Source organism: Coprococcus sp. AF16-5, assembly GCF_003479365.1.
In the GTDB taxonomy this organism is placed as follows: Bacteria; Bacillota; Clostridia; order Lachnospirales; family Lachnospiraceae; genus Coprococcus; species Coprococcus aceti.
This window is the reverse complement of the sequence record NZ_QUGZ01000003.1, coordinates 269069-291528: the sequence shown is the minus strand read 5'-3', so window position 1 is coordinate 291528 and position 22460 is coordinate 269069. Positions and strand designations below refer to the sequence as shown.

The following is a 22460-nucleotide window of genomic DNA, read 5'->3' as shown; positions in this document are numbered from 1 at the left end:
GTGTCTGATTTGTGAAAGTGATGAGGTATTGCTTATGATAAAACGAAAATTTGCAACATTTATGTTGACATTAATACTGGTGATGACAGGTGTATCGACGATTCGTGTGATAGGCTATGCGCAGGAAGAATCTTCTGGTTCATCAACAAATCCCCAAGAGGGAGTTACAGAATATAAGTACAGTGCTGAAAGTGACCCTCAAAATGGTGTAGCATTGAAGGTTGAATGGAACGAGCCCAAATTAGGGGAGGATACAACATTCCATGTTTCAGCGGATGGTGGCAGTGGCCGGTATTTGTTCAGAATGGATGCACCGAGTTATTCCGATCCGGGTGAGTACAGCTTTGAATCCGTGGCGGATCCAAGCCGCGGAGCGTGGATTCAATACACAGATGAGTGCGAATCTCACGACTTTGAATTCACAATGGCTGCTTCGGGAGTCTATAACTTCAGGTTTTATGTAATGGATAAAACCTCAGGGGTTTATTATATGCGTGTGAGCACAAATATACAGGTATCTGACAGGGCTTATCCGAGCGTGGGTGACATCGTGAATGCTGCGGTAAAAAAGTGCAGCAAGGAGACTGATGGTTCAGACTATGAAAAGGCATTGTGGCTGCATGACTGGCTGTTGCAGCAGCTTGATTACGATCATTCCCTGAAATGGTCTTCGGCAGAGAGTGCACTGACACGAAAACTGGGCACATGTCAAGCATATGAGAGTGCCTATTCAAAACTGCTTACTGCAGCCGGCATAACAAATGCTGAGACAAGGGATACCTATGATGGACATACCTGGAACGCCATGAAACTGGATGGCAAATGGTATCAGGTGGACTGTACATGGGATGATACAAAGGACAATTATTATAACTTTGATCCTACGCATTTGTATTTTGGACTGACGGATGAACTCATGGCGTTGGCACACAACGGTCATAATAAGATTTATACGGCAAGCGGTTATGGCACACGTTCCACAAGTCTGGCAGATAACTATTTTGTCAGGAACGGAGATGCCGCAAAGTGGGCGCGAGCCTACGCTGAGAGGATTCAGAAAAATCTCAATGCAGGTAAAACCAAATTCGAAGTCAGCACTGACAATGCGTCATATCCGCCGAGCATTTCGGGTATTCAAAATGGGATTATCGCATATGCCTTAAATCAGATGACGTGGAAGGCGGGAAGTAAAAAGGTTGCATTGCGTGTGGCAGGAACATCCACCAAGCTTTCTTTTACTGCAAAATATACGGACACAGTAAAGCGCGTGAGAATAGTATTTGCTTCAAATGGAGGGCGTGTGAGTTCTGGAAGTAAGACAGTCATTTGTGGAAAAACTTACGGAACCCTGCCGACACCTACCAGAAGGGGATATACATTTGCAGGCTGGTACACAGCAAAGAGTGGCGGCAGCAGGATCGGCAGCAGTTCGGTTGTGAGGACTACCAAGAATCAGACATTATACGCAAGGTGGAAGCTGGTAAAGTATAAGATCCAGTACAGTCTTGGCAAGGGGGCAAACAGCCGGTCCAATCCAGCCAGTTATACCGTCGTTTCCAGGACTATAGTCTTGAAGAATCCAGTCAGAAAAGGTTATATATTCAAGGGTTGGTACAGCGATCCAAAATTCAAGAAAAAGGTTACGAAGATTGCAGCCGGCAGCACCGGCAGCAGAAAACTCTACGCCAGGTGGGTGAGAAAATAAATTCATACAAATCAATGCAATATCCCCCCCTTGTTGTCGAATTGTAAAAGATGTGCGATAATAAGTGCTGGAGAAAATATTTGGCACCAAGGAGGCATATAGGGGGTTATGGCAAAAATTGCGTTTTGTGATGATGATGTTTCTGTGCTTGATGAGATGCAAAGGCTCATGGAACAGTATTGCGCGGAGAGAGACTGCAAAATAGAATACAATATTTTCAATCATCCTTTTGACCTGGTGGCGGAAATAGAGAAGGGAAACAGATATGATATCCTGTTTATGGATGTCTTGATGCCGGGAGAGAATGGAATTGAAGCGGCAACGGAGATACGAAAATACGATAAAAATGTCAAGATCATATTTGTCACATCGTCCTCTGAGTTTGCGGTGCAGTCTTACGTGATAGGTGCATACTATTATCAATTAAAGCCCATCTGGGCAGAGAGCTTTTTCCGTTTGCTTGATTCTGTGCTTGCAGCCTGTAAAAAGGAGGCGGAGACCAGCCTCATTCTGCGATGTAAGAGTGGAATCACCCGTATAGATATAAAAGCCCTGGAATATTGCGAAGTCATTCACCGCACCCTTATATTTCACCTGAATACAGGAAAAGTACTGGAAAGCGCCGGCAGCATGGATGAGCTTGTAAAGCAGCTTTCCACGTATCCTTTTTTTCACAGACCTCACCGTTCTTATCTGGTAAATCTGGAATATGTGCAAAACATAACATTTAGGGGGATTACCATGTCTAGTCTTGCAGAAATACCGGTTCCACGGGGAAAATACAATGAAGTAAAGGATGCATTCCTTGAATATGCGTTCCAGAACAGGCAGGTAATGATATGAGCCTATATATTTCGCTCCTTAACAATATGGCTGTGAGCTTTTTTGGGGGAATATTATCAGCGTCTTTTTGTAATGCGCTATCCACTAGGAAAAGAAAACTCATTTTCATAGGATGCATGGTTTTACTCCCGCTGATACAGAGCATATTATATTTCAGCAAGGGCGCTGATTTTGTAAGACATATTTATCCGTTGGCGGTGCATCTTCCATTGGTCATTGTTCTCTGGATGTTGACAGGAAAATTGCTGTGGTCTGTTTTTTCTGTACAGGCGGCATACTTGTGCTGCGAACTTAGAAGATGGGTTGCACTTGCCACAGTTGCTGCATTTTCGGGAAGGCAGATGATGCAGGATATTACAGAACTTGTGGTTACAATCCCTGCATTGCTGCTTCTGCTTCATTTTGTGTCACCTGCAGTCAGAGGATTGTCAGATAAAAGTCTCAGGGAGCAATGGCAGTTTGGAATCATACCGGCGCTATATTATGTATTTGACTATTTTACAATAGTGTATACGAACCTTCTTTTGAGTGGCAGTTACGTTGTAGCGGAATTTATGCCTTTTGTATGCTGTGTTGCATATCTGGCCTTTCTCTTATATAACTCCAAAAAGGAACAGATGCAGAATGAGATGAAGCTGATCCGGAATAATCTGGATCTGCAGTTAAGTCAGGCGGTGAGGGAAATCAGCAGTCTGCGTGAGTCGCAGACATTGACCAGACAGTATCGCCATGATATGCGTCATCACCTGCAGTATGTGTCTACATGTATAGAAAATGGTGAAGTTGAACAGGCGCAGGCTTATATATCGGGAATATGTAAGGAGATTGAGGCGCAGAAGGTCCAAATATACTGTGAAAATGAGGCAGTGAATCTGATCCTATCTTCATTTGCGGGTAGAGCCAGGAAGAAAGAAATTGAAATAAAGATACAATGTGCAATTCCCGCAGATCTTACTGTGTCGGAAAGTGATCTGTGTGTGCTCTTGTCTAATGCCTTGGAAAATGCCTTGCATGCATGTGTGCCTTTGGCTGCAGAGGGAAGATCATGCGAGATTGATGTGAATTTTTATGAAAGAAATAAACACCTTTTTTTACAGGTGGTAAATGACTGTAAAGCTCCCATAAAGTTTCAAAATGGAATACCTGTGTCTGATATGGAAGGACATGGTATAGGCGTTCAGAGCATATGTGCGATCGTGCAGCGTTACGGCGGGGTTTTCAGCTTTGCGGAAAAGGATGGCAAGTTTACGCTCAGACTGTCATTGTAAAAGAGTGTCGATTCGATACATTTTTGGTACGATTCGTGCATTTAGACCTCACTGATTGCAAATACATAATAAAATATACTCAGATTATGTGATTGCAATAAAGAGGAGGAAATTATTATGAAAAAGGCAATGAAAAAACTGATGGTTCTCATAATGACCATGATGATGGGAATGTCTCTGGTGGCGTGCGGCGGTGCAGATAAGCAGCCTGCGATTGATGCGTTCAATAAGACAAGTACATCTTTTAATGAGGTTGCAAACATTATCAACGAAAATCCACAGGCTTATGATCAGGATTTGGTTGATACAATGGTCGACATGGCCGGTGTGCTCAATGAGCATAAACAGATCTTAGAGAGCGATGATGATGTTGAGGAAGAAAAGCTTCAGGAAATGATCGACTGGTATGGTACGGTTGATGAGTGGGTTGCTCAGGTTAAGGAAGAAATTTCAAAATAGTTTATTATTAGATCATGTGGTGAAGACTGCATACCAGAGGGGCGGGCGCATTGGAGTGCCTGCCCTTTTTTAATAGCAAAAATTAAAATTCTCTTGCTATATTGCAAAAAGACGTTTAAAATGCATGTGTATTTTTATGTTTTATATCTCAGTCTGGACTCTATCTTCGACGGAGATATACACTCCGTGAGGATTGCTGAGCCGCTGATATGATATATGTCAGCAGAGCTGACTGGCAGCTTGCGGCAAGATTCGCCAGCGAATCTTAAGAAGAAAGACATTCAAATAAGAATATGGCAAAGGAAATAGTGGAATTATGAAAAAGGTAGTAAAATTTGGCGGAAGTTCATTGGCAAGTGCAGAGCAGTTTAAAAAGGTTGGAGCAATCATCACATCAGATGAGAGCCGTGTATACGTTGTTCCTTCTGCACCTGGAAAGAGATTTTCAGATGATACAAAGGTAACAGATATGCTCCTTCATGTGTATGAAACTGCGAAGGCAGGGAATGATTTCACAGAGGAAGTGAAGGCGATCAAGGCCAGATATGATGAGATCATCACAGGCCTTGAGATTAAGGATTTTTCACTTGATAAGGATTTTGAGGAGATTACAAAGCAGTTGGAGGATCTTACCAATCCGGACCCAATGTGCACACTGGACTATGTGGCATCAAGAGGAGAGTTCCTCAATGGTAAGATTATGGCTGCATATCTTGGCTTTGAGTTTATAGATGCTGCAGAGGTTATCTTTTTCAATGCAGAGGGCAATCTCAATAGCTATAAGACGGAGAAGGTACTTGGTGAGAGACTTGCCAAGACACAGCATGCGGTTGTTCCAGGATTCTATGGACTTGGCAAGGATGGCAAGGTAAAGACATTTTCCAGAGGCGGTTCAGATGTAACGGGCTCGATAGTCGCACAGGCAAGCAGAGCCGATGTATATGAGAACTGGACAGATGTCTCAGGCTTCCTTGTAGCTGACCCACGTATTGTTCCAGATCCAAAGCCGATCAAATATATTACTTACAGAGAGCTTCGTGAGCTTTCATACATGGGTGCATCAGTTCTCCATGAGGATGCGATATTCCCTGTACGCCACTGTGGTATCCCAATCAATATCCGCAACACAAATGCGCCTGAGGACGCAGGAACATGGATCGTTGAGAGTACCTGCCAGAAGCAGGATTATGTTGTAACAGGTATTGCAGGTAAGAAGGATTTCTGTACAATATTTATTACGAAGGCTATGATGAATTCAGAGATAGGATTTGGAAGAAAGGTGCTTCAGGCATTTGAGGAGAATGATATCTCATTTGAGCATATGCCATCAGGTATTGACACGATGACTATCGTAGTTCATGCAGATGAATTCGTACACAAGGAGCAGAGAGTTATATCTGCCATCCATAGACTTGCAGAGCCGGATTCAGTTGAGATTGAGTCAGGACTTGCGCTTATAGCTGTTGTAGGCCGTGGAATGAAGTCAGCAAGTGGTACAGCAGGCAAGTTGTTCAGCGCACTTGCAAAGGAAGGCATTAACATAAAGATGATAGACCAGGGTTCATCAGAGCTGAATATCATAATCGGAGTAAAGAACAGTGATTTTGAGACAGCCATAAAGGCAATATATAACACATTTATAACAGACAAGTAATAACAGATTGCTAAGCATCGTAGGGGTGGGCACGTATTAGTGCTTGCCCCTATTTTATAGGTGGCTTTCTCTGGCAAAAGGAGTGAATTGAACTATGATAAAAGTGGTATTTATCTGCCACGGCAAGTGACGAAAATAGTGCTGAAAACTTTTGAAAATCAAGGATTTTTCCAAAATACGACCTGAATTTACGACACTTTTACGACAGATGGAGTCAAGCTATGATAAATACGTTGTGAAAGAGGTCAAAATATGATGAAAGAAAGAATTAAGAAGAGCGGAATTGATTATGTACTGGTTGGGGATTATTACATACCGGATTTGAAGTTGCCGGAGGAAAAACGTTCTATCGGAAAATATGGACGTATGCATCGAGAATATCTAAAAGAAAATCATCCGGTGTTATTTAATGATTTGGTATTGAGTTGCCAGCTCTGGACTTATCTTGCAGATATAAATGGGCAAGCACAGGATAGATTGAAGATCATCATCTCACAGATGCAAAAAGCCGAGTCTGTAACTGAGGAAATGAAAGAGAATAATCAATGGGAATGGATTCAGAGAATGAATAGCATTTTCAATCGTGCAGAAGAAATTGTGTTGAGTGAATTAATAAATTTATAATAAATAGTGGTTGACCCTGTGCTACGCTTCTGTTACACTACGTGTAACAGAAGCGTAGCACAGTAATAAAATGGGAAATTTCTATTTTTTCGAGACAAAATCAAAAAAATATTGTATAATATAAATAGAAGTAGTATAATACTATGACCAAGATATGTAGAGAGGAGGAGATTATATGGCACAGACATTAGCTGTAGCGAAATATTTGAATAATTTACATGTTAAAAAGCATGGACGCGCTATGGATCAAATGAAGATGCATAAGATGATGTACTTTTCACAAAGGGAGTCTTTGATGATCTCTGGAAATCCTCTGTTCAATGATGATTTTGAGGCTTGGAAATATGGCCCAGTTCTTGTAAATGTGAGAAGCGAATATTTGACGGGGCATATGTTTGATGGGGAATATGAAGAACTGAGTGATACAGAGAAAGAATTAGTAGAATCGGTTTATAAAAGATACGATGAATATGATGCATGGCAATTGAGTACATTGTCACATGCAGAACATTCTTGGCGACAGGCACGTAAGGGATTAGTTGCAGGTGAAGCTGGAAATGAAAAGATGAGTTTAACTGCGATGAAAGCTGATGCTACGAGAGAATTCCTTAGACGAAAAGGTGTCGTTCTGGCATAGAATTATATCCCACAGGAGTAAACACCTGTGGGATTGTTTATTATGGAGATATGTAATGAAGTTATCAATTGAGGAACAGAAGAAGTTTTTATTTGATAGATTGAAAACGGAACCATTAAGAAAAGTGGAAGAGAATAAAGATGATATAAAAGCATTTGTCCAAGCTACAAAAGGTGAAAAAATCTCCAGTTATTTAATAAATAATGCTTGGAATGATGACTGTGATAGAAATACAAAGGTATTTTTAGTGCGAGATCAAAAAACGAAAGAAATCGTGTTCTTTTTTGCAATAAATTGTGGAATTTTATTTAGCGAGCTTAATATTTGGAATTTAAGTCAGGCTGAAAAGGTTCCTTTTGATAAATATGTTGAAGCAATGCAGAGATTGAAGGCTTCTAATCTGAGCAAAGAAGATGAAGAAAAAGCAAATGAACAGATAAGTGAATCAATGGGAGAGTTATGGGAAGTTGTGCAAGAACCTGATCGAGTATCTTATTTGCTGAGTTTGGCAGATGAAAAAGTTCAATTGTTAGAAGAAAAAAGAGAAGCTTTGTCGGAGACTGGAGAAGGAGAGCATACGCAGCAGGTACAAGACACATTTCCTGCAATAGATATTAAGTTTCTCGGAAGAAACAAAGAATATAAACCAGAAATTCAATTGGATTTTAGGCTGGGCGTATATGTTTTCTGGGAAATGATTGTCCCGCATTTATTGGAAATCGCAGAAAAAGTTGGATGTAAATACATATATTTATTTGCGGCTGACAATACAGAGCAAACCGTAAAAGTGGTTGCTGATCCTCCTATGTGGACACCGGATTATGATCCTTATGCAGATGAAGATGAAGTTGTTAAGGAAGAAATTCGTACATTGGTCAATTATTATATCAATGAATTAAAATTCCGTTATGTATCGAAATATAAGATATTAAAACCGCATTACGAGCGGCGATGTTATACTTTGGTTCAAGAGGTTGAACATTTACAAAGTAATAGAGAATCTGTATGGCAGAGTCATACGACAGAAGATAAGAAGTAATATGTAAAGATGGAGTCCCATGTTGCAAATTTTATAATGCGACATGGGACTTTTAATGTTTATATGAGTAGAATTACAGCATAAGAGTATCATCCTTAATCGCTTCGACAAGGTTCATATCGCAGATTTTCTTGCCGCCTAAGTAGTAAGCCAATGCCACAAAACCAATAACTGCCACAAAGAGCAGAATTGCAGGAACCAACGGCAAACGCTTAGCAATGAAATCGCCTGCGGTAATTCCTCCGGCATCAAGCATCCATGCCATCAAAGGAATGTTTATTACTATGGTGAGCAAAATTGGACGGAGTGCAACGATTGCGGCTTCCCAAGCCAAAATCTTGGCTGCACCTTTTGGTGTTAAACCAACTGCAAAGTATCTTGCAAATTCACGCTTGCGCTGATGAATCTGTCCCAAAGTAGATGCAAAGATATTGGCAAGGCCGATGCAGGTCAGTATGACCGTGAACAGATAAATAATCATTCGTAAACCTTGCTGTATCTGCATCTCGTCTGCAAGTTCTTGCACACGACCTTCAAAAGCGTAACCAGGATATGTTTCTAACATTCCCTGCAATTTTTCCTCAAGCGCATCATTCTTACTTTCGTCTGTCATTTTGATGGTGTAAATTGTTTCGTCAGGTTTCAAATCGAAACCGAGGGTTGCGTAATAGCTCTCAGACATAACAAGTGTCAGTGCATACTGCGTTAATTCTTCTCTCAATACAGGCAAGGAATCGTTAAATGCAGAAACGGGAATGTCCTTTCCGTTTACATTCAAAACAATCTCTTTGCCCTCATTCAAGAATGGTACATACTGACGATCTGTTCTTTCCGAGTTGACACTATCCCAAATGATATTAACTGCAACTACATTGGCATCGTTTGCATCACCACGATATTCTGCGAAACTCTTGTCATCCAAAATAAAAATCGGCACTTTTGTGTTATAAGCACCTGCTTCGTTAGCTGCGAAACTATTGTTGAGTTTTTCAAGACTCAGCTTTTGAACATCAGAACTAAGATAATCCGCAGGGATTTGAGTATTACCATTTACAATACGATGAACAATACAACCCGCTACATCTTCCGTGTTTCTAATATCATTCAGCAATTCTTCGCTATAAGTGTCACCTTTGACGGTAACAAGAAAATCCCAATTATTTTTATAACGGTCAAAGTAGGTTCTTTCCATGCTAAGAGCGGACACGCCAAGCATATTCAGAATTGAGATGCAAGCAAACACCGCCAAGAGAATGGACATTGTACCAACTCTCATAGCCTTACGTCTGACAAACAAGGATGGCGCTTTGTCCAATCGTTTACATCGTTCTTTCTCAAAGTCCTTGCAGGTCTGATTACAGGTTGGACATGAGGCACATTTAATGCCACAGAGAAGGATTTTTCCACAGGCGTTGGTCTTTTTGCAATGGTAACGATGAATACAAAAGTTCTTTGCGTTATAAAAAGTACCCTTGTGATACCAATCTGAAATCCGGTGAGCACGGACTTCTTTAGATATAGTTGTTGGATCTTTACATAGAAATGCTGCAATGTCTTTAAATGGAGTCCCTTTTGCCAGTTCATTTTCAATATAGAGCCGATCATTTAAAGTAAGATGTTTCTGGTTCCCTGGTATATAATTACTCATAATGATTCTCCTTCTACTGCTGTCAGAAGGAGTACTAACTATAACATGATTGTATGAAAGAGTAAATATCTACTGTGCGAGAGTAAATTCCACCGTCCAATGGAACGATGGAATTTAGAAATTCATTTTAGGTTTGGAAAATATAGAGCTGGAGGGACTATCGGAAGCGGAACTTTCTATGGTAAAATTAGAGAGTGTCCGGGAAGTGTTATTCCAGGCCTTATTACTTGATGATGTTAAATTTGAAGATGGAAAGATGTATGCGGAGTTTTGTGTAATATATCTTCTATAAAAATAGTTGGTGGTGCAAAAAATGAAGTCAAGATTAAGAAATTTTTTTATGAATAGTGGTTATGTTGCTGGAGTAATAGTAATATGCGGAATTGTAATGGATATAGGTGTAAATATCACAAAATTTTCATTAGTTACAGTGACAGAATCTTATATGGATTATATATATAGTGCAATAATTACAATAGCAATTTTAAGCTTTTCAATAATTGCTTTGATTGCAGGAATGTTTAGTAATACTTATTATGGATATAAATTAGGAGAAATTATTCAATTTAAAGAATCACCAGTTAATTTCAAAAAATATATTTTTTGGTCGTTTGCGTCGATTGCTTTTGCAACAATACTACTATTTGCTGAATTTAATTTGTGTTGTGTAAATACCCTGACGATGTTGTTGTTTGCTGTGATTTTTTTAGAAGGGAAAATGGCATATAATATTTATAAAATAATGGTTGATGAGTCAGTGTGTTATAAATTGGTAATTTCACACTATAAAACTTTTCCTCAAAATGGTGAAGATTATAATTTATATAAAAAGGAAATCGAACGATTGTTTTTTGCATTAAAACAGTACATAAAAGCAAATGATAGTGAGGGGAAGAATAATATTATAGAGCTATTGTCAGAGCTTGATGAAAAAATGGTAGTAGTATTAGGAGATTCCAATGAGATATATCAATATTTTTATAGTCAAATGAAGGAGTGTGTGTATGATATATCCAATAATTTTGGTTATAATGAAATGATTAGGGACGTTATAAAAATCTATAGTAATTTGCCAGAGTCACGATACGAAAGGATTGACTTATATGTAATTCCGCTTCAAAATATGAGGTTTTGGGATGATCAAATGTTAGTAAAGAATAATTATTTTGATCAAATAAAAGAAATTGATTTTTTGGAAGAGTATGAGGAAGGATTAGTAGAAGATTCCGAAATTGAAAGAATATTCTATTGCTTTTTTGAAAATATTATTAAAAATCAGGTATGTACAAAAATAGTTAAAGAAACAATTATTGAAAATTACTTGTGGAGTTTAACAAAGTTTTATTGGAAGGATAGGAATGATCTTGTTTTGCCAATAGACTGCATAGGTGCAATAAATATATGGCACTATTTTGTGCTAAAAAATGAGAATGTGAAAGAAAGAAATTACATATTTAACGTACTTATTAAAGAATTACTTTATAATAATCGTTTTTCACGAGAAAGAAAATTCTTTGATGTGTTATCTTTAATGTTGCAATCATTTTATGCATATGCGTTTTATGAAGGTGAAACATTAACTGCAGAATATAGAGAGGAATTACAAAAAACATTTATGCAACCAATTACAAACGCTACGTTAAAGAATTTTAAAATTTCTACTCTTATAAAGGTAAATATTGAAGAAATTTTAGTATCTGTTGGTAATCGAATCAGTAAAAAAAGTAATTTTGAACGAAGATTTGAATATTATCCACCGTTTATGATGGTGAAAACAGTTGTTTGGACACAAGAGTTTAATATTAAATTTATGTTCATGCTTTATATTATATATCATAGCGAAATAGGTTTTTATTCTTTGTATGGAAGATTTATGGACTGGGATAATTTGGATGGTAAATCAAAGTTGGAAATCTTAAATCACATTACACATGAATTTGATTATAACAGCAGAACTTTAAAAAATGAATTTCAGGAAGAATGTTTGCAGTTTAGTGTTGTATTAGAGCATACATATAAAATCAATGATGAAGAACAAGCAAATCTTTTCGAACACTTAAGAGAAGAACAGGAAAAATTAATGCTTAGCACCATTGAAGATTCTGGAGAGATAGAAGTAGACAGTAAGGAAATTTATCAAAGTATATCCGATTTAATGGAGAAGGATCAGATATTTGGGTGGGCACCTGAATTTGTTTCAGAGAGCTATATAAAATACACCACACCAGTTTGTATAGGTAGAAAAGAATACAGGACAACAATAAATACAGCTAGAACATTGGAATTAGCAATCATTGAAGCAGTTGAAAGATACATTCAAAGAAATACAAATGAATTAGAATTAACGTTTGATATGGAAGGAATTAAACGGTTATTAGAGTTTATTTGTGAAAACAACTTTGATGCAAGAAACTTTTCTTATACAGATGACTGGGCGTTAGCTCAATATAGGAAGGAGCAAAGCTTTAAGGCTTTGGTAGATATGCAACAGGGTATAGAAGTTATTTCTACCCCTAAAATTTTCCCAAATATGTATTTTAATAAAGAACATTTTAAATTCAATATTAAAATATCTAAGATTGAGTTCGAGAATTTAACATTGGATGAATGTGCAGAGTACATCGAGGGTTCTAAATGTTATAACGGTTTTTATAATATCGATGGAGTCTTGATGCCAAAAGAAAAAGCAATATTGAGCGTACAAAAATTATTCTGTAAGGAAAGCTATGCATTCAAGTTGATGGTTTCTTTTCAAAAGGACGATATTGCACATATTAATTATGAATTTTAATATTAGTATATAACAGCGCAAGGGCAGTTATAGACCGTAAAGGTTTGTAGCTGCCCTTTTTGCGTTTACAGAACTTTTGGACAAAATGTCCAGAAGTGGAAAGGAGAGCTTATGAAGTATTTACTGCACAGGCTATGTGTTCCACCATAGCGGAATTACAGCTACAAAAAATCAAGGAGGAAAACCATGCAGGAGGAAGTTACACATAAAACGATTGCCCTTGTTTTTAAGTCCTCAAGGCTGACCGCCGATGTACTGAAAAAAGCCATGAAGATGTATCTGGAGCGCCAGAAAGCCGGACAACAGGCAACACATGGAAAAATGTCAGTGAAAAAGCTGGTCGGTCAGGGTATGGGAGCTTCGAGTATTGAGGTTACGGATAACAACATCAAGTCCTTTGAAAGAGTGGCAAGGAAATACAATGTTGACTTTGCTGTGAAAAAGGATAAGACGGTGGCCCCCCCGAAGTATATGGTATTTTTCAAGGGCAAGGATGCCGATGTGATCACACAGGCATTTAAGGAATTTGTGAAAGTTAATGAGAAGAAGCGTGGCAGAGTATCTGTAAGGGAGAAACTGGCAGAGTTCAGGGAACAGCTTGGAAAGGACAAGAACCTGGACGGTAGCTATGGTGGTGGAAAGCATTAAGAACCATGATACATATGTGATTGAAAATGGAAAAACCGTCAGATGGATGAAACAGAAAGGAAGGGTTAACTATGGCAGCATTTAAGAAAGAACGAAAGATGAAGGTATATGAGGCAACAACAGTTTCACGAGGGATTGATACGAAATATAAGTCTGTTCCACAAATACGATTACAAGGGGCATGGCTTGAGAATAATTGTGGATTTGAACCGGGGACAAATATAAAAGTGCTTTGTGAAGAAGAACGTTTGGTTATAGAAAGATGTTAATCAACGTCTTAAAGTACATGTTTTTGGACATCACATCTGATAAGATTTATAATATAAATAAGGGCGGTCTGCCGATATAATATACTAGAAGATTTTTAGGAGGGATAAAATATGCCCAAAGGAGATAAGTTTATTGCTTTAACATCATATTTGGAGAACTGTGGGATGGACGAGCTTAGAATGTCTTTTTCAGAAATAGAAAAAATAATAGGATTTAAGTTGTCGGATTCAGCATATTCATACCCGGCACAATGGTCTAATTCAGAATCACAGTCTTTTGCATTTGGCTGGCTTAATGCAGGATATTTGACACGCCAAGTTAATATTTCTGAACAGACTGTAGAATTCGTTAGAGAGGAGGTATATAACTCACGAAAGCGTGAAAATGTATCCAAGAGGGTGACGCAATCGAAGATAGCAACTCTGCCTGTTGCAGACGCTATACGATGCATTCGTACATATTATAATGAAACAGTAAAGGATGCGCATGGAAGATATTTGTCATGGCAGCATTGCTATAATGCATTTATTCTGAACAGAAGCAATGTGGATGATAACACCTTTGATTATCTTGCACTCCATTTGGCATTTTATCTTGCAAGTTGGGGAATGTATCGTGGTTCATCTTTTCTTTTACAGAAGGACTATAAAGTTCATATTCCAATTGTAAAAATTATAATGGAAAAACAGTATAATCCGTTAGTAGGCATAGCAGCTGAAGAACTTATAAAGAATGAAAATCTTGATCTGTTAGATGGAGTAAGTACTAGAATCCGTAAGGCATACGCAGACGAGTTACCGTCATTTGATGGGGTAATAAATAATGCTACGGATACTTTGGTGACCAAAATTCTATTGGGTACACTTGGATGTGTTCCAGCTTATGATAGATATTATGTGCAGGCAGTAAAGCAGTATGGCATTTCTGTAGGTAACTACAATAGAGAATCTGTAAAAGATGTTGCAAAATATTATTTGACTTATAAAGATGATTTCGAGAATGTTAGAGCAGAGTTAAGTCTGCATGGAGCAGAGTATCCTATGATGAAATTGATGGATATGTGTATGTGGCAGGTTGCTTTTGAAGAAAACAAATAGAATCTTTTTGAGGTAGATATTTATGTATGAGATATTTAAATGCAGCTATTTTTAGCGGTTCGTTAGGCAATCCGGTTGAGTAGTCAACAAAACAGTGCAAAGATTAAATCCGAATAAAGGGATATTGGTTAATAAGCAAACTCATAGGGATATTCACAAAAATAATATAAATAATGAAGAAGATTTAAATAAATATATTAAGGAAAGGCGAGAAAGCAAATAGTGTAGGGGTGTATCAGCCCCTTTCGTTAAATAATGCACACCCCATCCGTAGTCTGAACCCCTTAACTGACTACGATTTGACTACTACACATTGCCTTGAATTGCACCATTTTGAAGTATTTTGCAAAAAGTGTAGTTATAAACAAGAAAAATACGATGCCATAAAAGTCGATAAACCAACGCAAAACTCGGCATTACAGGGCATTTCAGAACAGGAGAATTTTATGATTAAAGTGTTATTCATCTGCCACGGCAATATCTGCCGTTCCCCCATCTCTGAGTTCGTCCTCAAGGACATGGTAGAAAAACTCAGCATAGCAGATAAATTTGATATAGCTTCTGCGGCCACCAGCACTGAGGAGATCTGGGGCGGAAAAGGCAATCCGATATACCCACCGGCGAAGGAAGTGCTAAGGGCGCATGGCATAGGTAAGACGGCTTATACAGATTTTAGTGGCAAGAGAGCCAGGCAGGTTACAAGGCAGGATTATGAATATTATGATTACCTGCTCTGTGCAGATACAGCAAATGTGAGGAACACAATGCGCATAACCGGTCCGGACTACCAGGACAAGATACATTTGCTGCTCGATTATGCGGGAAGATATGGACAATCTATAGCGGATCCGTGGTATACGGGACGATTTGATGAGACATACAGGGATGTGTGTCAGGGATGTGAGGGCTTTCTTGATTATCTTAGGCAAGGCAATAGGTTGTAGATAATATTATCAAAATGGGAACAATGGGATATTATTGAGTGCGCCAGCTGAACGCAGGTGCATTTGATATTGTCAGATTGTTCCTTTTTATTCTGACAAGGTATTGCCGGTATGTGTTTACACTCTCGAAGGCATGGTTTTATATTGATTTTATATTGCTTGTTTTATATGGCAACACCACAAGAAACGTGATATGATTTACGCGTAAATGCATGAGAGAAAATATATAAACCACCAACGGAGGGCACACAAATGGAATTATACAAAGGCAGACCGGATACAAATGAAGGACGACTTGAGAGGGAGATCAGAGTTTATGATTTCCTTGATGATCACGGCATAGAGTATTGGCGCACAGATCATGCTCCAGCAGACACAATGGAAGTTTGCAGCGAGATAGATGCGGTGCTTGGGGCAACCATTTGTAAGAATCTGTTTCTGTGCAACAGGCAGAAGACACAGTTCTATCTGCTCATGATGCCGGGCGACAAGCCGTTCAAGACAAAGGAGATCACATCGCAGATAGGCAGCGCGAGACTTTCATTTGCATCGCCGGAGGATATGGAGAAGTATCTGGATATCAGGCCGGGGGCGGTCAGCGTCATGGGTCTCATGAATGACCATGAGAATCATGTGCAGCTGCTTGTTGACGAGGATGTTATGAAGGGCGAGTATCTTGGATGCCATCCGTGTGTGAACACATCAAGTATGAAGGTCAGGACGGAGGATATATTTGGAAAGTTTCTTGAGGCGGTTCACCACGATATGATCAAGGTGACGCTCACTGGAGAATAGGAGTGGTAAAAATGATGGCAGAGCGAAGAAACGGGGGCAAGCCTCGCAGAGAAGAAAACAATAAAACGAGTGGCAGCGTAAACGAAAGAAAAAGACAGACACATAGCAGAAAGTACGATGTAACAGGTGGAGAGAAACAAATAAAAACAGGAAGCAAAGGTAAAAATGTACAGGGAAAATCGCGACAGGCACACTCATCACAATATAAGCTCAACCCGAACAGCAAATGTCCTATATCCCACCTGTGCGGTGGCTGTCAGTATGTGGATATGCCATATGAGCAGCAGCTCGCCGAGAAACAGAAGTATATAGATGACCTGCTCAGCGTATTTGGTCCTGTGGACAAGATAATAGGCATGGAGAATCCGTATCACTACAGGAATAAGGTCACTGCGGCATTCAGGAGAATGAAGAGCGGAGAAATAATTTCCGGGGTGTACGAGGAGGGGACGCACAATATACTTCCAGTCGAGAACTGTTATGTGGAGGATGAGAAGGCTGCGGCCATCATTAGAACATTTGCCGGACTGATAAAGTCGTTCAAGCTCCAGATATACAACGAGGATACAGGAACCGGACTTATCAGGCATTTGCAGATAAGAGTCGGAAGAAAGACCGGACAGATCATGGTGATCATAGTCACCGCATCGCCGGTATTTCCGTCCAAGAAGAATCTTGCAAATGCACTTGTGACAGCTCATCCGGAGATCACAACGGTTGTCCAGAATATCAACATGAAGGACACGAGCATGGTCATTGGAGACAGGAACCAGGTCATTTACGGCAAGGGGCATATAGAGGATATTCTGTGCGGAAAGCGTTTCCGTATATCGCCGGGCAGCTTCTATCAGGTCAATCCGGAGCAGACTGAGGTTCTATATGGAAAAGCTATCAAGTATGCGGATCTCAAGAAGAAGGAGACTGTGATAGATGCCTACTGCGGTATAGGAACCATAGGCATAGCTGCAAGCGACCGGGCAAAGAAGGTCATCGGCGTGGAGCTGAATGAGGCAGCAGTGCATGATGCCCGGGTGAATGTGAAGATGAACAAGATACAGAATGTTGATATTTACAGCAACGACGCCGGCAGATTTATGGTCGATGTCGCTGAGGAGGGTGACAGCATAGATGTGGTATTCATGGATCCTCCGAGATCTGGAAGTACAGAGGAGTTCATGTCATCGGTCATCACACTTGGACCTAAAAGGGTTGTGTATATATCCTGCGGCCCGGAGAGTCTTGCTCGGGATCTGAAATATATGACAAAGCACGGCTATCAGGTAATCAAGATGACCCCTGTGGACATGTTCCCGCTCACCCGCGGGGTAGAGACCGTGGTGCTCCTCACAAGGGCGGGTGCGGTACATCGTGGATAAAATTAACAAAAAGCCGGTTCTCTATGAGTGAGAACCGGCTCCGTTTATAAAAATGGAAGGTTTTATCGTAAATTAAATCACGTTACATATATTTGACAAGCTCATCGATGATAGGAGCGTAGTGTTCGCCTTCAAGACCATAGTCTTTTTCTTTGTAGTTCCATGCGGCGCGGCCTATTCCGTACTTTTCAAATACAGAATGGATATCTTTGTACCAGTTCAGAGTTCCGTCAAGTGGTGCCTGATCTATAACACCATATTCGCCGCAGTACATAAATCCGTCTCTTTCTTCAACAGCCTTGATGCCGTCGAGAAACATTTTTTCGAACAAATCAGGTCCGATGGAATTAAGTCCAAGGCTACTCTCGGTGATGGCCCCATGCATACACCCTTCGATCTGGCGGGATTTCTCCATGTAGTCATTGAAATCCCCCGGATATTCGATATGAAAATCTGAAGGCATACCTGTTACCCAGTAAGCAGACTGGTGGGTAAATACCATTGGCTCGTAACAGTGGAAATTGTAAACTATGTTCTCATCGTTGTGATGAGGGAGAAGCTTTATAGATGTAACAGCATTGTAGCCAACCCCACCGAGCAGGATCTTGGCAGTAGGTGCTTTCGCACGGATGATCTCGATGCATTTGCTTGATATTTCGTTCCACTCGTTTACAACGGTCGGACTTACGACCTCGTTCAGCGGCTCGAACATCATTATGTCTGCATCCTTTGCATATCTGTCTATGAGCTTTCTCCACATTCCGTAGAATCTCTCCTGAAGAGGCTTCTCATGGAAGAATTCAAGAAGATGAGCCTCATCGTCAAATATATATCCATATGTCTTGTGCAGGTCAAGGACCATGTTGAGTTTGTACTTCCGGCACCACTCAATGCATGAATCGATGTAAGCGTAGCCGTATTCCTTATCACTTCCGTCCTCGTTTTCAAAATTATCGTAATCGATAGGAAGACGAACATGGTCAAGTCCCCATGATGCTATTCTTGCAATGTCTTTTTCTGTGATAAATGTGTCAAGATGCTCCTTGTCAAGTGGTCCCTGTGAAAGCCATCCACCTAAATTTACGCCTTTTTTGAATCCGTCTAAAGTTCTCATAATCTTTAACCTCCTGTGAAATAATAAAATATATATTGCACTCATTTGCCGTTCGGGAGTGCTTATCAGTTTCGTTTTCTGTGACTTTATAGTAGCATTTGCAGCTTTATGCAAATATAACAAATGTGTCATTAATATAATAATTATGCTATAGTAATATAATAGAAAGGAGGATGGACCATGAATATATCGAACGAGATCGTAAAACAGCAGTTTGTACAGAGAGAATACGGACTGGCGCACCCGACATACGACAGTGAACTTGACTTCTATCAGCTTGTCAGCAGTGGCAATGTGAAGGCACTGTCGGGTATGCTCCTCGCAGGAGAGGAGGATGCCGAGGTTCTGGCAGCCAGGGGAATATTGTCGGAGGATAAAGTCCGAAACAGAAGATATCACGAGATCGTGCTTGTGGCGATGATATCCAGATTTTGCATAGAAGAGGGCATGGAGGAGATGGAAAGCTACAATCTCAGTGACTTCTATATTAATAAGCTGGACAAAGCACAGACCACGCAGCAGGTCATAGAGATACATAATCAGATAATCATGGATTATGCCAAAAGGATGCGCCGGGTGAAGAAGAAAACAGTCATATCGCCACACTGTGTCAAGGCTATGGATTACGTATATGACCATTTGCATGAGCGGATAGATGTGCGGGAAGTGGCAGAATTTGTGGGAGTGGAACGCTCTTATCTGAGCAAACTATTTCATAAGGAGGTCGGTCAGACAATCTCAGATTACATCATGGAGAAGAAGCTTCAGACTGCCAGAAATATGCTTCTGTATTCAGATTTTTCCTGTACGGAGATATCGCAGTATCTGGCATTTGCCAGCGGAAGCTATTTTGCAAAATGCTTCAAGACAAAATATGGAGCGACTCCGAATTCATATCGCAGGATAAATTACAGGAAACACTGGAAAGAGGCGAAATCATAGTCTTGTTATGTGCTGGTATAATTGACAACATCTGTCAAAGGTTGTAGAATTACATGAGTTTTATTTGTATATATAAGGAGAATGAATAGCTATGTCATCTTTTAGATTTCATGTGGCTCTCGCAGCCGCAAAACTGAGCAAGGGACTCATCCAGCTCCTGGGTAGGAACGGTACGCATACACCTGGAGTTATCGCCCTGAAGATATGTCCGGATTTCCTGGCACAGGCGCCCAAGGCACCGCTTACGATATGTGTCACAGGAACAAATGGTAAGACCACCTGTAGTAACCTGATAACTGATGTTTTGGAGAAGGATGGAAGAAGAGTTGTCAGCAACAGAACAGGTTCCAATATCGTCCCTGGCTGTACGACAAATGTCATCAACAGCCTTACATTTACGGGAAAGGTCAGAGTGGATGCCACTGTATTTGAGGTGGACGAGCGTGCTTCAAGGCTGATACTTCCATATGTGAAGCCGGATTATCTTGTTGTAACAGGGCTTTTCAGAGATTCACTCAAGAGAAATGCTCACCCTGACTATATTTTCAGTGTCATAGATACCTACTGCCCTGATTCTGCAAAGGTTATCCTGAATGCGGACGAGCTTTGCTCAAGCATGTTGAAGAAAGACAGCTACAGAGTGTTCTATGGAATCGGCAAGCAGCCTGATGACAAGACCGAGCCATACAACCTTATCGCGGATTACCAGATCTGCCCTAACTGCGGCGAGAAGCTGAAGTACAATTACCTCAGATATCATCACATCGGCGATGTGGTATGCCCGAAGTGTGGACTTCACTCACCAGACAAGAAGTATCTGGCAACCGACATAGACAGAGAGAAGATGACAATTACTATACAGGAGGGAGACAAGAAGACAGTTTATCCGCTGATCCATACAGCTCTCTTCAATATATATAATGAAGTTACAGTTATCTCGGCACTGCGCGAGATCGGTCTCTCGGCTGAGAGAATCAAGGAACTCATGGGTCAGATCCGTATACCGGATTCCCGCCACAACGAGACCACAGTGAATGGTGTTACAGTAATCCAGGCGCTCTCAAAGGGACAGAGTGCGGTTTCTTCATCCAGAACATTTGAGTATGTGGCAAATGAGGAGGGCAAGAAGGCTATCCTCCTTGCGATGGACGATCTTGAGGACAGACAGAAGAGTATAGAGTTCTCAGGCTGGATATATGATCTGGAGTATGAGCAGTTCAACAGGGATGATGTTGTACAGGTCATCTGCACAGGACCTAGATGCTACGACCACAAGGTGAGATGCTTACTGGCTGGTATCCCTGAGGAGAAGATACTCACAAATCTCAGCGAGGTCGCTGCGGCAGATGATGTGACTATAGATGGTGTTGACAGAATATACATCCTGTACGACTGTGAGAATTACGGAATGTCATGTGAGATGAAGAAGAAGATAATCAAGAGACTGGAGGGTGACAAATAATGAAGATTGAGATTTTATATCCGGAAATATGTACACTCTACGGTGACAAAGGAAATACAATGTACCTGCAGAAATGTCTGCCGGATGCGGAATTTGTGACAACAGGACTTAATGAGAAGCCACTCTTCCTCAAAGAGAATATAGACATGGTGTATATGTGTTCCATGAGCGAGAAGAGCCAGGAGCTCGTGCTTGACAGACTGATGCAGTACAAGGACGAGATCGCAGCATGCATGAAGGATGGAAAGGCGCTTTTCCTTCTGGTTGGCAATTCCATGGAACTCCTTGGTGATTATATCAAGAGAGAGGATGGAACCAGAGTTACAGGACTTGGCGTTGTTCCGGGCATGTACTCAGTCCGCCAGACTCCGAATCGTTTCAACACGCTCATCAAGGCGAAGTTCAACGATATGACACTCATCGGATACACAAGCCGATTTGCCCACACTTACGGAATACCTGATGATATGACATTCTGCAAGGTGGAGATCGGACAGGGCAGCAATCCTGATACCATGAATGAGGGAATCTGCAAGAACAGAGTAATTGCGACATACATTCATGGACCACTGCTCATTCAGAATCCTGATTTTGTACATTATCTGTTGAAAAAACTGGATGCTCCTATGAAAGAGATACCATTTGAGGCAGCTATGCGCAAGGCATATGATGTGAAGCTTGCTGAGTATGGCAAGCCTGATCTGGAGCTGTCATAATATAGAGAATTATAGTGATAATTAAGCCCCGGTGGCCTTTGATATGTACCTGAAATCCAGGACACATGTCAGTATGCTGCTGGGGATTTTATATGTAGTAATGTATAAAACTATACATTTTGTATAGTTATGTAAACCCATTGAAAAGAAAAAGATAATATGTCACAATACAGATGTTGCCACCCCTAGATAGGCTAGGAAAGGGGGGAGCGCAGTGACAGAACTTCTTGTTTCATTTTTAATTTCCGTCGTGGCAAGTATAGTAGCCTACTATATTTGCAAGTGGCTGGACGGAGATAAGTAAGTGGTAATCAGCCCAAGGAGTACGTCGCCTTTAAAAGACGGAGAAAACCCCAGTAGCGCCAACTACTGGGGTTTTCGTTATGCTTTTGGGAAAGCATATGTCAGAATTTCTTGTTTCATTGTTG

General features: G+C 40.4%; 20 protein-coding genes and 1 pseudogene. 18 read left to right on the top strand and 3 right to left on the bottom strand.

All coding sequences use genetic code 11. The features are described from left to right. The first annotated feature begins 34 nt into the window (after positions 1–34). The 8 genes from DWW70_RS09900 (at position 35) to DWW70_RS09865 (ending at position 8229) form a co-directional block, all read left to right on the top strand. The gene (locus tag DWW70_RS09900; protein ID WP_243017709.1) at positions 35–1705 is read left to right on the top strand and encodes an InlB B-repeat-containing protein; all 1671 of its coding nucleotides are present in this window, start codon (positions 35–37) and stop codon (positions 1703–1705) included. A 108-nt stretch (positions 1706–1813) separates the two neighbouring features. Beyond that, positions 1814–2548 (top strand): LytR/AlgR family response regulator transcription factor, encoded by a 735-nt coding sequence (locus DWW70_RS09895; protein WP_117550961.1) that lies wholly within the window; start codon positions 1814–1816, stop codon positions 2546–2548. 278 nt (positions 2549–2826) lie between these two features. Further along, entirely contained in the window at positions 2827–3816 is a 990-nt protein-coding gene (locus tag DWW70_RS09890; protein WP_242992707.1) for a sensor histidine kinase, read from the top strand. A 117-nt stretch (positions 3817–3933) separates the two neighbouring features. Next, positions 3934–4275, top strand: a complete 342-nt coding sequence (locus tag DWW70_RS09885) for a hypothetical protein (RefSeq protein WP_015533631.1) — start codon at positions 3934–3936, stop codon at positions 4273–4275. Between the two features lie 316 nt (positions 4276–4591). Next, on the top strand, positions 4592–5929 hold the full coding sequence (locus tag DWW70_RS09880; protein WP_117550958.1) for an aspartate kinase: 1338 nt from the start codon (positions 4592–4594) through the stop codon (positions 5927–5929). A gap of 255 nt (positions 5930–6184) precedes the next feature. Then, complete coding sequence (locus DWW70_RS09875; RefSeq protein ID WP_118649832.1) at positions 6185–6553, top strand: TnpV protein; 369 nt, start codon at positions 6185–6187, stop codon at positions 6551–6553. 175 nt (positions 6554–6728) lie between these two features. Continuing rightward, on the top strand, positions 6729–7190 hold the full coding sequence (locus tag DWW70_RS09870; RefSeq protein WP_118649775.1) for a Panacea domain-containing protein: 462 nt from the start codon (positions 6729–6731) through the stop codon (positions 7188–7190). Between the two features lie 55 nt (positions 7191–7245). Next, on the top strand, positions 7246–8229 hold the full coding sequence (locus DWW70_RS09865; protein ID WP_118649774.1) for a hypothetical protein: 984 nt from the start codon (positions 7246–7248) through the stop codon (positions 8227–8229). 73 nt (positions 8230–8302) lie between these two features. Here the strand turns inward: DWW70_RS09865 and DWW70_RS15190 are convergent, their stop codons facing one another. Further along, positions 8303–9421: an ABC transporter permease gene (locus tag DWW70_RS15190; protein WP_442872034.1), complete on the bottom strand. Its 1119-nt coding sequence runs from the start codon at positions 9419–9421 to the stop codon at positions 8303–8305. A 108-nt stretch (positions 9422–9529) separates the two neighbouring features. Continuing rightward, a pseudogene (locus DWW70_RS15575) lies at positions 9530–9877 on the bottom strand (helix-turn-helix domain-containing protein); the annotation flags it as partial. Between the two features lie 313 nt (positions 9878–10190). Between DWW70_RS15575 and DWW70_RS09855 the strand changes: the two are divergent. From DWW70_RS09855 to rlmD, 7 genes are all read left to right on the top strand, one after another. Then, entirely contained in the window at positions 10191–12668 is a 2478-nt protein-coding gene (locus DWW70_RS09855) for a hypothetical protein (protein ID WP_118649772.1), read from the top strand. 186 nt (positions 12669–12854) lie between these two features. Continuing rightward, a complete protein-coding gene (locus DWW70_RS09850; protein ID WP_118649771.1) occupies positions 12855–13316 on the top strand; it encodes a PcfB family protein in 462 nt (153 codons plus the stop codon). Between the two features lie 71 nt (positions 13317–13387). Continuing rightward, on the top strand, positions 13388–13585 hold the full coding sequence (locus DWW70_RS09845; protein ID WP_243017708.1) for a SymE family type I addiction module toxin: 198 nt from the start codon (positions 13388–13390) through the stop codon (positions 13583–13585). 111 nt (positions 13586–13696) lie between these two features. Further along, positions 13697–14683, top strand: a complete 987-nt coding sequence (locus DWW70_RS09840) for a DUF7662 domain-containing protein (protein ID WP_118649770.1) — start codon at positions 13697–13699, stop codon at positions 14681–14683. 446 nt (positions 14684–15129) lie between these two features. Next, entirely contained in the window at positions 15130–15627 is a 498-nt protein-coding gene (locus DWW70_RS09835) for a low molecular weight protein-tyrosine-phosphatase (protein ID WP_118649769.1), read from the top strand. Between the two features lie 252 nt (positions 15628–15879). Continuing rightward, positions 15880–16422: a prolyl-tRNA synthetase associated domain-containing protein gene (locus tag DWW70_RS09830; protein WP_055147481.1), complete on the top strand. Its 543-nt coding sequence runs from the start codon at positions 15880–15882 to the stop codon at positions 16420–16422. Positions 16423–16433: 11 nt separating this feature from the next. Then, positions 16434–17798, top strand: a complete 1365-nt coding sequence (gene rlmD, locus DWW70_RS09825; protein WP_118649768.1) for a 23S rRNA (uracil(1939)-C(5))-methyltransferase RlmD — start codon at positions 16434–16436, stop codon at positions 17796–17798. Between the two features lie 82 nt (positions 17799–17880). Here rlmD and DWW70_RS09820 read toward each other — a convergent pair whose 3' ends face one another. Then, a complete protein-coding gene (locus tag DWW70_RS09820) occupies positions 17881–18912 on the bottom strand; it encodes a glycoside hydrolase family 5 protein (RefSeq protein WP_118649767.1) in 1032 nt (343 codons plus the stop codon). Positions 18913–19092: 180 nt separating this feature from the next. Between DWW70_RS09820 and DWW70_RS09815 the strand changes: the two genes are divergently transcribed. The 3 genes from DWW70_RS09815 to DWW70_RS09805 all read left to right on the top strand — a co-directional run bounded on the left by DWW70_RS09815 (position 19093) and on the right by DWW70_RS09805 (position 22032). Continuing rightward, entirely contained in the window at positions 19093–19854 is a 762-nt protein-coding gene (locus DWW70_RS09815; RefSeq protein WP_117550934.1) for a helix-turn-helix transcriptional regulator, read from the top strand. 91 nt (positions 19855–19945) lie between these two features. Next, positions 19946–21316, top strand: coding sequence for a Mur ligase family protein (locus DWW70_RS09810; protein ID WP_118649766.1), 1371 nt, complete (start codon positions 19946–19948; stop codon positions 21314–21316). Next, the gene (locus DWW70_RS09805; RefSeq protein WP_118649765.1) at positions 21316–22032 is read left to right on the top strand and encodes a hypothetical protein; all 717 of its coding nucleotides are present in this window, start codon (positions 21316–21318) and stop codon (positions 22030–22032) included. Before DWW70_RS09810 ends, DWW70_RS09805 begins: the two co-directional genes overlap by 1 nt. Positions 22033–22460: the final 428 nt, after the last annotated feature.

Coding starts and splice junctions, on each gene's coding strand:
- DWW70_RS09900 (WP_243017709.1), top strand. CDS start 35: ATGATAAAACGAAAATTTGCAACATTTATGTTGACATTAATACTGGTG.
- DWW70_RS09895 (WP_117550961.1), top strand. CDS start 1,814: ATGGCAAAAATTGCGTTTTGTGATGATGATGTTTCTGTGCTTGATGAG.
- DWW70_RS09885 (WP_015533631.1), top strand. CDS start 3,934: ATGAAAAAGGCAATGAAAAAACTGATGGTTCTCATAATGACCATGATG.
- DWW70_RS09880 (WP_117550958.1), top strand. CDS start 4,592: ATGAAAAAGGTAGTAAAATTTGGCGGAAGTTCATTGGCAAGTGCAGAG.
- DWW70_RS09875 (WP_118649832.1), top strand. CDS start 6,185: ATGAAAGAAAGAATTAAGAAGAGCGGAATTGATTATGTACTGGTTGGG.
- DWW70_RS09870 (WP_118649775.1), top strand. CDS start 6,729: ATGGCACAGACATTAGCTGTAGCGAAATATTTGAATAATTTACATGTT.
- DWW70_RS09865 (WP_118649774.1), top strand. CDS start 7,246: ATGAAGTTATCAATTGAGGAACAGAAGAAGTTTTTATTTGATAGATTG.
- DWW70_RS15190 (WP_442872034.1), bottom strand. CDS start 9,421: ATGGAAAGAACCTACTTTGACCGTTATAAAAATAATTGGGATTTTCTT.
- DWW70_RS09855 (WP_118649772.1), top strand. CDS start 10,191: ATGAAGTCAAGATTAAGAAATTTTTTTATGAATAGTGGTTATGTTGCT.
- DWW70_RS09850 (WP_118649771.1), top strand. CDS start 12,855: ATGCAGGAGGAAGTTACACATAAAACGATTGCCCTTGTTTTTAAGTCC.
- DWW70_RS09845 (WP_243017708.1), top strand. CDS start 13,388: ATGGCAGCATTTAAGAAAGAACGAAAGATGAAGGTATATGAGGCAACA.
- DWW70_RS09840 (WP_118649770.1), top strand. CDS start 13,697: ATGCCCAAAGGAGATAAGTTTATTGCTTTAACATCATATTTGGAGAAC.
- DWW70_RS09835 (WP_118649769.1), top strand. CDS start 15,130: ATGATTAAAGTGTTATTCATCTGCCACGGCAATATCTGCCGTTCCCCC.
- DWW70_RS09830 (WP_055147481.1), top strand. CDS start 15,880: ATGGAATTATACAAAGGCAGACCGGATACAAATGAAGGACGACTTGAG.
- rlmD (WP_118649768.1), top strand. CDS start 16,434: ATGATGGCAGAGCGAAGAAACGGGGGCAAGCCTCGCAGAGAAGAAAAC.
- DWW70_RS09820 (WP_118649767.1), bottom strand. CDS start 18,912: ATGAGAACTTTAGACGGATTCAAAAAAGGCGTAAATTTAGGTGGATGG.
- DWW70_RS09815 (WP_117550934.1), top strand. CDS start 19,093: ATGAATATATCGAACGAGATCGTAAAACAGCAGTTTGTACAGAGAGAA.
- DWW70_RS09810 (WP_118649766.1), top strand. CDS start 19,946: ATGTCATCTTTTAGATTTCATGTGGCTCTCGCAGCCGCAAAACTGAGC.
- DWW70_RS09805 (WP_118649765.1), top strand. CDS start 21,316: ATGAAGATTGAGATTTTATATCCGGAAATATGTACACTCTACGGTGAC.